The sequence below is a fragment of the Flavobacterium frigoris PS1 genome, assembly GCF_000252125.1.
In the GTDB taxonomy this organism is placed as follows: Bacteria; Bacteroidota; Bacteroidia; order Flavobacteriales; family Flavobacteriaceae; genus Flavobacterium; species Flavobacterium frigoris_A.
Window position 1 is genome coordinate 1 of sequence record NZ_AHKF01000025.1, and the last position, 13320, is coordinate 13320.

General features: G+C 32.5%; 12 protein-coding genes. 9 read left to right on the top strand and 3 right to left on the bottom strand.

Annotation, left to right across the window (positions count from 1 at the left end; genetic code table 11):
• The 3 genes from HJ01_RS15160 to ccsA form a co-directional block, all read right to left on the bottom strand.
• Window positions 1-766: hypothetical protein (locus HJ01_RS15160; RefSeq protein ID WP_040474043.1), on the bottom strand; the 766-nt coding region annotated here is incomplete at its 3' end.
• Between the two features lie 282 nt (window positions 767-1048).
• Window positions 1049-1522, bottom strand: a complete 474-nt coding sequence (locus HJ01_RS15165; RefSeq protein WP_007139366.1) for a T9SS type A sorting domain-containing protein — start codon at window positions 1520-1522, stop codon at window positions 1049-1051.
• 233 nt (window positions 1523-1755) lie between these two features.
• Window positions 1756-4947: a cytochrome c biogenesis protein CcsA gene (gene ccsA, locus HJ01_RS15170; RefSeq protein ID WP_007139367.1), complete on the bottom strand. Its 3192-nt coding sequence runs from the start codon at window positions 4945-4947 to the stop codon at window positions 1756-1758.
• Window positions 4948-5144: 197 nt separating this feature from the next.
• Between ccsA and HJ01_RS15175 the strand changes: the two genes are divergently transcribed.
• From HJ01_RS15175 to HJ01_RS15215, 9 genes are all read left to right on the top strand, one after another.
• Window positions 5145-5921, top strand: coding sequence for a Rossmann-like and DUF2520 domain-containing protein (locus tag HJ01_RS15175; protein WP_007139368.1), 777 nt, complete (start codon window positions 5145-5147; stop codon window positions 5919-5921).
• Window positions 5905-6432: a KdsC family phosphatase gene (locus tag HJ01_RS15180; protein ID WP_040474044.1), complete on the top strand. Its 528-nt coding sequence runs from the start codon at window positions 5905-5907 to the stop codon at window positions 6430-6432. Before HJ01_RS15175 ends, HJ01_RS15180 begins: the two co-directional genes overlap by 17 nt.
• Before the next feature lie 59 nt (window positions 6433-6491).
• Entirely contained in the window at window positions 6492-7424 is a 933-nt protein-coding gene (locus HJ01_RS15185; protein ID WP_081478723.1) for a geranylgeranylglycerol-phosphate geranylgeranyltransferase, read from the top strand.
• Complete coding sequence (locus HJ01_RS15190) at window positions 7411-7995, top strand: Maf-like protein (RefSeq protein WP_007139371.1); 585 nt, start codon at window positions 7411-7413, stop codon at window positions 7993-7995. Before HJ01_RS15185 ends, HJ01_RS15190 begins: the two co-directional genes overlap by 14 nt.
• 10 nt (window positions 7996-8005) lie before the next feature.
• A complete protein-coding gene (locus HJ01_RS15195) occupies window positions 8006-8536 on the top strand; it encodes a mechanosensitive ion channel domain-containing protein (RefSeq protein ID WP_007139372.1) in 531 nt (176 codons plus the stop codon).
• A gap of 179 nt (window positions 8537-8715) precedes the next feature.
• Entirely contained in the window at window positions 8716-9906 is a 1191-nt protein-coding gene (locus HJ01_RS15200; protein ID WP_081478724.1) for an AI-2E family transporter, read from the top strand.
• A gap of 76 nt (window positions 9907-9982) precedes the next feature.
• Window positions 9983-11803: a hypothetical protein gene (locus HJ01_RS15205; RefSeq protein WP_007139374.1), complete on the top strand. Its 1821-nt coding sequence runs from the start codon at window positions 9983-9985 to the stop codon at window positions 11801-11803.
• 171 nt (window positions 11804-11974) lie between these two features.
• Window positions 11975-12295 (top strand): hypothetical protein, encoded by a 321-nt coding sequence (locus tag HJ01_RS15210; protein ID WP_007139375.1) that lies wholly within the window; start codon window positions 11975-11977, stop codon window positions 12293-12295.
• A 175-nt stretch (window positions 12296-12470) separates the two neighbouring features.
• A complete protein-coding gene (locus HJ01_RS15215; protein ID WP_007139376.1) occupies window positions 12471-12929 on the top strand; it encodes a hypothetical protein in 459 nt (152 codons plus the stop codon).
• Window positions 12930-13320 lie beyond the last annotated feature (391 nt).

Consider the following 13320-nt stretch of genomic DNA (forward strand, 5'->3'; position numbering starts at 1 on the left):
TTGAAATTGCCGTTTTATTCACTGTTTCTGCTGTTGTAGCTCTTGAAACTTCTGCTCCTAAAGCCGTAGATCCTGAAGTAGCGCTAGCATCAACATAGCTTTTTACTGATTTAACACTTGGGTATTTAGTATCCGAATAACCATCCGAAGCAATATTTAAACTCTTATTAGCTAAGCTTTCTTTTCCATTTAACGCATACTGAGTTATAGTACTTATTGGCTTATCTTGATCACTTGTGTTATTTACATTTTCAATTTGTAAATTAGTTTTAGCTCCCAAAACTGTTAATGCATTTGTCCCTCCATTTTCAATTGCTACAACACCCGTAACATTATCAGCATTTAAGGCAGAAAAAGCCAACGGCACATAACTAAAAGGCTGATCACTAATCTGAGTATAACTGGAACAATTACCGTCGGTATTAATTCCAACAACTAAATTTTTATTTAAAGAACTCCACACTATAGATTTAAAAGAATCGGCATATCCAGCGGTCTGTCTTCCAGAACCAATAATTAAATTTACCATTCCAAACTGATCTGTTTTGGTTTGAACGGTCTCCTGGTACTCAACATTTGAAAATTCATCAACGAATTTAAAAACCATACAAATATCTTTTTCAACTAAAGGGATATTTGGAGAAGCAACACTAGGCAATTGACCCCCTCGCGCATTCATTATCACAGCTTGATAAGTAATTCCATTATTTTGTGCAAAACTTTTAGCTGCTGTAAAAAGTAGTAATAATATGATTATTTTTTTCATAATGAAATGAATTGATATTGTATTTTAAATTATAGTTAATTGGGTCTAAATAAAAAAACTGCCTGACAGCCTCAATATATTATTAATACAAGGCAAATTATATCCCCCACCTAAACAAACCATTTCCGTAGCAATTAATAATTCTACTTTAACAGATTAAGTCAGGCTAACAATTTGATTTTTCATAAATATATTTTGGGACTTTTCACAAGAAAGAAATAAACTCCTTGATAAAAACAGAGTCGCTTATTTTAAGCGAAGTAAATGAAGAGTAGTTTTCTATCATAATTTGATGATTTGAGTATAGTAACTGAAGTTGTTTGAATATAGGTGAACTAAATATTGTGATGTGGGTAAATTTGCTAGGTTAACGCTCAAAATTGTATCAGTTGCACTTTTCTTCCCATCAAAAACTAGGCGCCCGCTAACATTATAAATAAGGATAGTTATAGGCTCTGTAATTGCTTGTGAGAATTGAAAATTTACCGTTTCTACAAAAGGGTTTGGATATGTTTTAGTAACAACCGAATCAACATTATTAGAAGATATAAAAGTACTCCATAAACTTTGTTGAAAACCCTGAATGATAATATAATTCTTATTTGAATTACCAATACTACTTTGTTGGCCAATAGTTTGATTCACAATTAACCCCTTAGTCAATTCTACAGAACCTCCCTGCGAAGAGATCATTTGATGATGTATAACTTGTGCATAAAAAGTGAAAGAAGAAAAAAACAACAACAAAAATTTCATGCGAATTTTTTTAATTAAACACTTACAAATATATCTTGAATAAATGTAACCTATTTTTCATAAAAACAGGATGAAATACGATAAAAAACGTTAAACTACATTTTTACATAATTTCATGTAAAAAAATACCTGTTAAAGCAATTTCGAATGACACTGCCCGAGAATTTACGAAACAAAAAAGGTTCAACTTCTCAGTTGAACCTTTATAATTTTTGAAACCAAAATAAACGGTTTTATTTTTTATAGTACTTTCTGTACTTTGGATAAGTAATGGCACCTATAAAAGAGATTGTCCCTAAAGAATACCATATCCAACTTAATGAATGTGCTTCTCCACTTGCATAAGAATGCAATCCTACCAAGTGAAAGTTTACTCCATAATAGGTAAATAAAATAGATACAAAAGCAAACATACTCATCAGGTTAAATATCCACTTTCCTCTTAATGAAGGTACAAATCGCGCATGAATCACAAATGCATAAACCATAATACTGATCAATGCCCAAGTCTCTTTTGGATCCCATCCCCAGTAACGCCCCCAACTTTCATTAGCCCATTGTCCACCAAGGAAGTTACCAATAGTCAACATGATTAACCCTATCGTTAAGGCCATTTCATTGATATAGGTTATCTCTTGAATGTTCAAATCCATTTTTGCTTTGTTCTTTTCATTAGTGAAAAAGATTAATAATAAAGAAACAAAACCTAATATCATTCCCAGAGCGAAAGGTCCGTAACTCGCAACGATAACAGCCACGTGAATCATTAACCAATAAGAATTAAGTACAGGCTGTAAATTAGCTATTTCTGGATCAATCCAGTTCATGTATGCCGCTGATAAAATCATTGCTGCTACAAATGCAGCCGAAGCCACTGTCAGCTTTGATTTGATATCAAATGTCAAACCAAAGAACATAGTTGCCCAAGCCACATAAACAATAGCTTCGTACGCATTACTCCAAGGCGCATGACCTGAAATAAACCAACGTGCCGCTAAAGTAAATGTATGTAAAACGAATAAAATCGTTATTACCACATGCATACTATTTATAAGAATACGCAATACCTTATTTTCTTTAAAAATTTGAAGTATTGTAAAAAACAACATCAAAATTGAAGCGAAAATATAGGCGTAAGGTAATTTTTGAAGTATATCGTACTTGTTATAAAGAATCTCCATCGTGATTTTTCTTTCACTAGGCATTACTTTACTACCAAATTTCTTTTGAAAACCATGGAGACTTTCTACTAAATCATCTGCATTTTTATAATCATTAGATACCGAAGCATTGTTTAAGGAGCCAAAATACAAAGGCAATACACTTTTTGTATAAGTAGAATCCATTCCTTTTAACCCAGCCTCACCTAATTCTAAAGAAGATACCCATTTATTATTAGGATCATTCGGAATTGGAAAAATCTTTAATATCCTTCCGCTTAATGCCGATTCCATTAGATTCACTTTCTTATCCGTTTCAATAAAATCTTTTTCAAATTGATTTGGATTAGCTGCTTTATAGGCAGCATCTAAATACGGAGACAACTTATAATTCCCTTTTTCATCAAAGAAAGCGATGAATGGAACCGTTTGGGCTTTAACATCAACACCTATTATCTTACGAATACTATCATTTCCACTTTTGATATAAATCAAAGGAACTTCAATCCATAATTGTGCATATTGAGACATTGATAAAAATACCTGATCGGGATTCATTCCCTTATAATCATTGGAATGGCTCACCTTCCTTAATAATTCAGAAGAGAAAGTATTGATTGGTTTCATTCTTCCGCCGGCATCCTGAATAACTAATCGCCCAAATTTTGACGCATGCTCTTCGGATACTTTGAATTTATTAACCAAGGAATCCAACTGTTTTTCGGTAGGCGCAACACGAATGTGATTCCCGTTTTCAACATGATCCTCATGATTCCCATCGGCATCATGCTCATGATTGTGAACTTGTGCAAAGCCATTAAAACTCAACAACAAAACAAAAACGGTGATCAATTTTGATTTTTTACCCTTTACCACTTCTAATTTTCTTTTTAAATCCGCAAAACGAGAATGCTTCGTAAACATAATAGACATCATCGCAAAAAACAACATGAAATAACCTGCGTAAGTAATTCCTGTACCCCAAAAATCATGGTTTACAGATAATACTGTTCCTTTTTCGTCAGGATCAAAAGAAGATTGAAAAAAGCGGTATCCTTTATAGTCTAATACATTGTTCATAAAAATTCTGGCATCAAAAGTTTCAGCACTATCTTGAACGCTAACTTTACTTTCAAACGAAGAGTAACTTTTCTCTGTTCCAGGATATTTCTTAGCTATAAAATCATTCAGCTTTATTTTAAATGGCAAAACATAAGCTTTACTTCCGTAGAAGAAAGTATAATCAATCGCTCCTATTTTTACCGTTTGAACCTGCCCTACTTTCCCTTTTGAACCTACAACGGTAACTTCCTTTTCTTGTCCATCCGCTTTTATGCTTAAAACTAAGGCATCATCATGATTTTTAGCTTTATAATCGTTATTTGACTCGTAAGCAATTACCCCTTTTACAGCCGGATCAGGAAATACAAAACGTTTCTCTCCAATGGAATATAGGGAACGCATCATTAAGGGTTGCACAACATCTTTAGTAACTGCGCCCTGAAGTTTGTCTGCCATTCGCATAAAATTTCCTTCAAAGGGAGTTTGAATAGTATACTCTGTTCCTGTTGTATTTATATTGATAGCGCCTTCTGTAGGCTTATTTAAAGCAAAAAGAACGTTGTGAATATTTTGAACCTCTCCCTCCTTCAAGAAATGTTCTTCACGACCTCCGTCACCTGCTTCTACCAACTTTAAATACAGAACCCCTTTATCATCAGCCTTTACATACTCTTTAGCTCCCATGATATAATCTTTGTATTCAACTACGAAAGGAGTATCGGCAAATTTATCAGAAATGGAAAAATTATTATTAGTTGCAGGAGAAAGTAAAAGTGATTTCTCAAAGACTTTACGTTTCATTTCTCCTTTATATTCTCCATCAACATAAACGGTAAGGAAAGTTTTATCCGAATAAAACTGGTTCTCGGCGGCGCCTTCGCGTATTGGCATCATTCCTTCATAGCTTATATAACGGGTTACAAAAGCCCCCATAAGGATAAAAACAAAGGACAAATGAAGTAATAAAGTGGCCCATTTTTCTTTTTTCAGTAACTGGTACCGTTTTATGTTTCCAATGAAATTAATCAAGAAAAACAGATGAATAGCTTCAAACCACCAAGAGTTATAAATTAAAATTCGAGCTGTATCTGTATTGTATTTGCTTTCGATAAAAGTTCCTGCACCCATTGCTATTGCATAAGTCAGGAAAAGTATAGCCATTAATCGTGTAGAAAATAAAAAGGAGAAATATTTTTTATTCATTTGTAAGTAATTACGTTTTTTAAAACTGCCACAAAAGTACTTAAAAATGTTGACTTTTTTATTTGTACAATTGTTAATTTAATCAAAAATTAAGGCTTTTATTGGCAAGGAAACAATCGTATTTATTCATTTTTTTATCAAAAATGTATAGTACGAATAGTTGCAAACACTTTAAAAAAAAATGCTAATTTTGTCGAATGCTTAAAGTTATTATTATTGGCTCTGGAAATGTATCGCAACATTTGATAGCTGCTCTACAAAAATCCCAAAACATTGGGAACGAAATTGAATTGGTTCAAGTCTATTCTAGAAAAAAAGATTCGATTGCTAATCACTTATTAGACTCTAGCAAAATTGTAACTGCTTATAATGATTTAATGGATGCTGATCTTTATATAATAGCCGTTTCTGACGATGCTATCGCCAGTGTTTCTGATCAACTCCCTTTCAAAAACAGATTAGTAGTTCATACATCGGGTAGTGTTGCGCTAGATTCTCTGAATAATAACAACCGAAAAGGAGTTTTTTACCCGCTTCAAACTTTTACTAAAAATAAGGAAGTCGATTTTAAAAATATCCCTATTTGCTTAGAAAGTGAAAACAGTACCGATTTTCGATTGTTAGAAAAAGTCGCTAAATTAATTTCCGATAAGGTTTTTGCAATCAACTCTCAACAAAGAAAAGCCTTGCATGTGGCTGCAGTTTTTGTAAATAATTTCAGTAATCATTTGTACCAGTTAGGAAGTGAAATTTGTAAGGAACACCAAGTCCCTTTTGATATTCTAAAACCTTTGATTCTGGAAACAGCGCAAAAAATAACTACGCTATCACCTGAAGATGCTCAAACTGGGCCAGCAATACGCAATGATAAGCAAACAATTGAAGCGCATCAATTATTCTTGACCAATAACAATCAATCAAACATTTATAAAATACTAACACAATCAATACAAGATAATGGCAAAAAGTTATAAAGAATTAATGAATGACATCACTACTTTTATTTTTGATGTTGACGGCGTACTTACAGATAGTTCCGTATTTGTAACCACCGAAGGTGAAATTTTAAGAACGATGAATATTCGTGACGGTTACGCCATGAAAGCAGCAGTAGAAAGCGGTTATAACGTATGTATCATTTCTGGCGGAAGCAACGAAGGAGTTCGCGTCCGATTGAGAAATTTAGGTATTACCGATATTCATTTAGGAACCCCCGATAAAGTGGAAACGTTTAAAGAGTATATAGAATTGTACAATATAAATCCTGAACAAGTTCTTTATATGGGTGACGACATACCTGATTATCATGTTATGAAATTAGTAGGACTTCCTACATGTCCTCAAGATTCCAGCCCTGAGATCAAAGCTATTTCTACCTATATTTCCAATAAAAATGGCGGAAAAGGTGCTGCACGTGATGTTATAGAGCAGGTAATGAAAGTACAGGGTAAATGGATGGAATATTTTGACGCAAAGCATGACTAGTCTCATTTAGTAGCCTCAAAATAAAGTGTAACTGAAAATCTATAACCTTAAACTCAGCTATGAATTTCCTTAAACTTATCAGATATCAAAATCTACTGATGTTGGCTTTCATGCAGTTGATTTTCAGATATGGCTTTTTGAAACTACAAAATGTCCCTTTAGCTTTAGCGGAATGGCAATACGGATTATTAGTTCTAAGTACTGTTTTATTGGCAGCAGCCGGTTACGTGATCAATGATGTTTTTGATCAGGATACCGACATTGAAAATAAACCTAAAGATGTCATTGTTGGTACTAAAATTACGGAAGCAAACGCATACAATATCTATGTGGCATTAAATGTTGCGGGTGTTGGAATCGGCTTCTATTTATCGAATGTCATTTTAAAACCTGGCTTTGCCGCCATTTTCATCCTAATTGCCGCTACCCTCTATATTTACGCGACTAGCTTAAAGCAAATGCTACTTCTAGGTAACCTAATTGTTGCGCTTTTGCTTGCGTTTAGTGTTGTAATTATTGGTGTTTTCGATCTATATCCTGTTATTGACCAAGCTAATCAGCCAATCATGGCCAACCTATTTTCAATACTTTTGGACTTTGCAATATTTGCATTTATGATTAATTTTATTCGGGAAATCGTAAAAGACTTAGAAGATATAAAAGGAGATTCTAATCAGGGAATGAAAACTCTAGCCATCGTTTTGGGAGTTGAAAAGACATCAAAATTAGCCTCTGTTCTAGGATTAATACCTACAGTTTTCCTTTTGGTTTATATCAACAATTATTTTGTAGCTAATAATTTATTCGCAACAACATTTTATGCTTTTATGTTTGTGGTGGCACCATTGCTCTACTTCAGTATTAAAGTTTGGCCTGCCAAAACAAAGAAAGAATTTCATAAATTAAGTCTACTACTAAAATGGATTCTGCTTTTAGGGATTATATCCATTGTAATCATTACTTTAAATATAAAATACAATGCTTCAAAATAAATTAAAACAGTACAAACTAATCCTCGCATCTGGCTCGCCAAGAAGACAACAATTCTTTAAAGATCTGGAATTAGATTTTGAAATCAGATTAAAGGAGATAGAAGAAATTTATCCACCAGAATTAAAAGCGGCTGAAATCACGAACTTTCTTGCTGAATTAAAAGCCAATGCATTTGAAGGCGACTTAGAGCAAAATGAAATACTTATTACCAGCGATACGATAGTTTGGCACAATGAAAATGCCTTGGGTAAACCAAAAGACAAACAACATGCATTTGAAATTATAAAATCGCTATCTAATTCCACTCACGAGGTAATTACATCTGTTTGTTTTAAAACAAATTTGAAAACAGAGCTCTTGCACGAAATAACAAAAGTAACATTCAACGAATTAAGTGACGAATCAATTATTTATTACATCGATAAATATAAACCTTATGACAAAGCGGGAGCATATGGAATTCAAGAATGGATTGGGTTTATAGGAGTTTCAAAAATTGAAGGTTCATATGCAAATGTTATGGGGCTGCCTGTTGACAAAGTTTACGAATATTTGAGTAAATTAGCATAAAAGGAAAAAGATGGCTTTTATTAACGATTTTTTTAAAGAAGCGATTGCAACTGCCATTTTGATAATTTTGGTATTAGCATTGCGAATTATCATCTCAAAACTAGTGAAGCGCTTTGCAAAAACGACACACAGAATTGAGCACCGAACAAATCTGGTGATCAAATACATCCATTTGTTAACCACCATTTTGTCAATAATTGCTTTAATTATCATTTGGGGGGTACAACCCAAAGACATTATTATAGCCATTTCCTCAATTACAACAGTGGTAGGTGTTGCTATGTTTGCACAATGGTCTATTTTAAGTAATATAACATCCGGTGTAATACTGTTTTTTTCATTTCCTTTTAAAATTGGAGACGTAATCAGAATTCATGATAAAGATTTCCCCATCGTAGCAGAAATCCAAGATATTCGTGCTTTTCATGTTGCCTTAAAAACGGAAGATGGAGAAAGAATTGTTTACCCCAACAATTTACTTTTTCAAAAAGGAATATCTATTATGAAAAATCATTTCAATGAAACTAATTTTGTCGATTAATATTTTATTCGAGAAAAGGTATCCTCACTCCTTCTCTCTTTATATATTTTAAGTGGTAATTATATAAAAAAAAATAAAAAAGCTGTAATTTTGAAAAGCAAAAAAAACATCATATTTGTTTGCTGCTATTTGATAATTGCAAGTTAATTTTATCTGTCTCAATAAATTCCGAAATTTCTATGGAACCCAAAACCAAATATCCGTTTTATATCAGACTCGGTTTTTCTTTAATATGTATAATTAGTATTACCTACATTTTCTTTTTGGGCAAAAGTGTATTAATACCTGTATTAATGGCTTTTCTATTTGCCGTTCTATTGCTACCCGGAGTTACTTTTTTGAATTCAAAACTACGTTTCCCACAAGGATTAGCGGTATTTATCATTGTGATCCTATTTGTCTTTGCAATAATTGGAATTCTTGCCTTCATATCCTATCAAATAAGTGATATTGCAGCCGATTTTAATACTATCAAGAAAAACGTCAACATTTTTATATCGGATATTCAAAGATTCATTAGAAGTAATTTTAATGTAAGTATTTGGGAACAAAGAAAATACATTGAAGATGTGACACAAGATTCTGTTAAAAAGGGAAAAGAGAGCATGGCAACCACCTTAATATCTGTTTCAGACACGATCGCCAATATCATATTAGTCCCCATATATACATTTTTAATTCTACTTTACAGAACCCACTTCATTTTATTCTTTGCTAAACTATTCAGAAAAGAACATCATCAAAAATTGCAAGAAATTTTAACCCAAATCAAAGGATCTGTACAAAGCTACATTGTAGGTTTGATCATAGAAATGATTTTTGTATCTATTTTGACAAGCGCCGGACTTTACTTTATAGGTGTAAAATATGCTATCTTATTGGGAATTATAACGGGAATACTAAATCTAATCCCTTATTTAGGTATTCTTGTTGCGGGTGTTTTGACCATATTGTCCTCACTTACCGGAGCACCTGATATATCAATAATTCTGGGCGTAATAGCAGTAAATGTTGTTGTTCAGTTGATTGACAATAACATCCTTGTTCCTCTAATAATAAATACGAAAGTTCAAATAAATGCATTCGTATCAATTATTGGAATTATTATCGGAGGTGGTATTGCGGGTATTGCAGGAATGTTTTTGGCTATTCCAATATTGGCTATGCTAAAAATAATTTTCGACCGAATTGAAAGTTTAGAACCTTGGGGTTATCTGATGGGCGATAATATGCCAAAAAAATTCATCTGGAGACATTTAAAAGCGGTAAAACCAAATAAAAATCCTAAAGTTGAAACAAATGAAGCCAACGCTTTTGACCCTAGTGGTAACGATAAAACAGAAGGTTTTAATCAAAATGAGACAATGTAAAACCATTATTATTACATTTGTAGCTCAGTAGCTTGAATAAAAACGGCTTTTATATTTTACCGAAATTCACATTCAAATGTCTCGAAATCAAAAAACAGTGCTCCTCCTTTTGATGCTCTTGGGCGTTCAGCATGCTTTTTCACAAGTTAAAAAAACAGAAAAAGACAGTACAGAAATTTATCAGCAAATCCAGACCTATTCTAAAAAAAATAAAATCACTAAGTTTATGCATGGTTTAATTTTTAAACCAACAAAATTAAAAAAACACAATCCAATTGTTAAGGAACAAAAAAGAATTGCAGCTGAAAACAAAATAATAAGAAATATTAATATTATTACACTGGATCCTTTTGGTTATTCTGACCTTGACACCATAAGAAGACCCGGTAATTGGGCCGAAAGAACAGGTAATAGATTGCATCTTAAAACAAAAGAACTTGCCATAAAGAATCTCTTGCTTTTTAAAAAAAATTCAGCCTATAATTTTTTAAAGATTCAAGAATCTGAACGTATTATCCGGGCGCAGAAGTTTGTTAATCGAGTAACAATTACAGAAGAATTTGCAGGTGTAAAATCTGATTCGGTCGATATCACCATTCGCGTATTGGATTCTTGGAGCAGCATCCCCAAAATTTCTGTTTCTGGTTCACGAAATTCCTTGGGACTGAATGAAAGGAATTTTTTTGGAATAGGTCACCAATTTGATTATAAATTCACCAAGAGATTAAGTGATGGCAAAACCGCCAATAATTTAGCGTATACCGTACCAAACATTAGGAACACCTTCATAAAAACAATACTAAAATACCAAATAGATCTAGATAATTATTATGATAAAAGCATCTCTTTTGAGCGCCCTTTTTATTCCCCTTTAACAAAATGGGCTGCTGGGATCACTTTGGACCAACAATTTAGAAAAGACACCTTACAGGGTATAGATTTAAAATATGTCAGCCAAAATTTTAAATACAGCTCGCATGATTTCTGGATTGGAAAAGCCGTTCAAATATTTAAAGGGAATACAATCAATGCCAAAACTACTAATTTAATTATTTCTGGACGCTTCTTAAACATAAATTACCTCGAGACTCCAACTATTGATTACGATCCCATCAATTTTTACTCTAATGAAAAATTCATAATGTCCGGAATTGGTATCACTACACGTAATTTTATTCAAGACAGGTATATTTTTAAAAACGGAGTCGTTGAAGATGTTCCTATCGGCAGGATATATGGATTAACCTTTGGATACCAATATAAAAATAATAAGTGGAGACCCTATTTGGGCGGTCAGATCTCCTTTGGAAATTACCACAATTGGGGCTTCTTAAGCACCAACTTTGAAATAGGCACTTTCTTTAATAAATCCGTAACGGAACAGACTGTATTTTCATTTCAAGCCAATTATTTCACTTCACTTACTGAGTTTGGTAAATGGAAGTTAAGACAGTTCATAAAACCGCAAGCTATCATAGGAATTAACAGACTAAATTCCGTAGGTGATCAATTGACTATTAATGGGGATCGTGGCATTCAAGGTTTCAATAGTGCGGTTTATGGATCGAACAAAATGGTATTAACTTTGCAAACACAAGCCTATGCGCCAAATGATGTTTGGGGATTTAGAATGAATCCTTACTTCAACTATTCCATAGCTTTATTGGGGCAAAAAGAAAATGGAAACAAGACGACAAAAGCATATTCTAAAATTGGCGTTGGACTAATTATAACCAATGATTATCTAGTGTTCAGTTCTTTCCAGCTATCTCTTTCGTACTATCCTACAATTCCTTTTGAAGGTGATAATGTTTTCAGGACCAACGCATTTGAAACTGGTGATTTTGGACTTCAGAATTTCGAATTGGCAAAACCAAGAACAGTACTCTACGAGTAAACAAGTACTCTTAATATATTTTTAACCACTTAGTATACAGAAAACTACAAACAATAAATAGTTAAAAAAAGTGTAAATTTTATAAATTTTACAAGCAATTATATAATGTTGATAAATAAATTGTTATTATCTTTATGTAAATAATCGTTCTAAATTAAAACCAAATAAAAGATGAAAAAACTTAGTTTCTATTTAATGGTAATGGTATTATCATTAGGTGCGTTACCAACAACTATGTTCGCTGCTGAAAAAAATATTGCAGCAGCAGTTACAACCGAACCAAAAGAAATTCCTGCTGAAGTTCAAACTATGCTTAATCGCTTAGATGAAATAAAAGCAATGGACAAATCCTCTTTAAATTCTTCAGAAAGAAAAGAATTACGCAAAGAAGTTCGTGAAATTAAATCGGAATTAAGATCTACGGGAAATGGTGTTTACTTTTCTGTGGGTGCAATAATTATCATTATCCTATTATTGATTTTATTATTATAATAAATGTCAATTACATTGAAACTAAGAAAGAAGCGCATTTAGCGTTTCTTTTTTTTGCCAAAAATTAAAACCAATTAAACGTTAAATAAACACTGTGGCACAGTAGTTGAATTGAACCATCAGGCATAGATAATATACTTGCCCATAAAATGATTTAAAGAAAAAAAAAGAAAAAATGAAAACATTAAAACTCCTTGCCTTAGGAATCGTACTTTTTGTATCTGGTTCTATGCATTCTCAAGTTTCAGTCAACGTAAACATTGGTACTCCTCCGTCATGGGGTCCAGCTGGCTACTCTAATGTAGACTATTATTATTTGCCTGATGTTCAAGCCTATTATGATGTCAGAGCCTCACAATTTATTTATTTCGGAAGCGGAAACTGGGTAAGATCTAGATATTTACCAGGACAATACAGAAACTACGATTTATACAACGGATACAAAGTGGTGTTAAACGATTATCACGGTAAAACACCTTATACCCACTATAAACAACACAAAGTTAAATATTACAAAGGGTACAAAGGACAACCACAAAGATCCATAGGTAAAAGAAATGATAACCATAATAACTATTCTAAAAAAGGAAACGGCCACAAGAGTCATGGAAACAATGGAAAAGGCAAACATTAATTCTCAAATTAAAAAAAGAAACGCAAATCGCGTTTCTTTTTTTTTTGCAAATAAAACTCAATTTAAATCATGCTAAAATCAATATCGTGCAATAGCTACAATTAAGCCTCTGAAAAAAAATAACAAACAATATTATTTAACAATCGAAAAAAATAAAATTAATCCTTGTTGAGATAATACTACTCAAACTTTATTAAAAACAAACATCTGAATATTTTCTTCTGATTTTCAACTTATTACCAAACAATATTATATAAAATAAACGAAATTGTCTTACTTTCTTGTTAGGCATAAACCTAATTAAATAGAGCTAAAACCATTGTGGCACAGTTGTTGGATTTAGCCATAAAGTATATACAAAAGGAATAAAAATATAATAATAATAAAAACA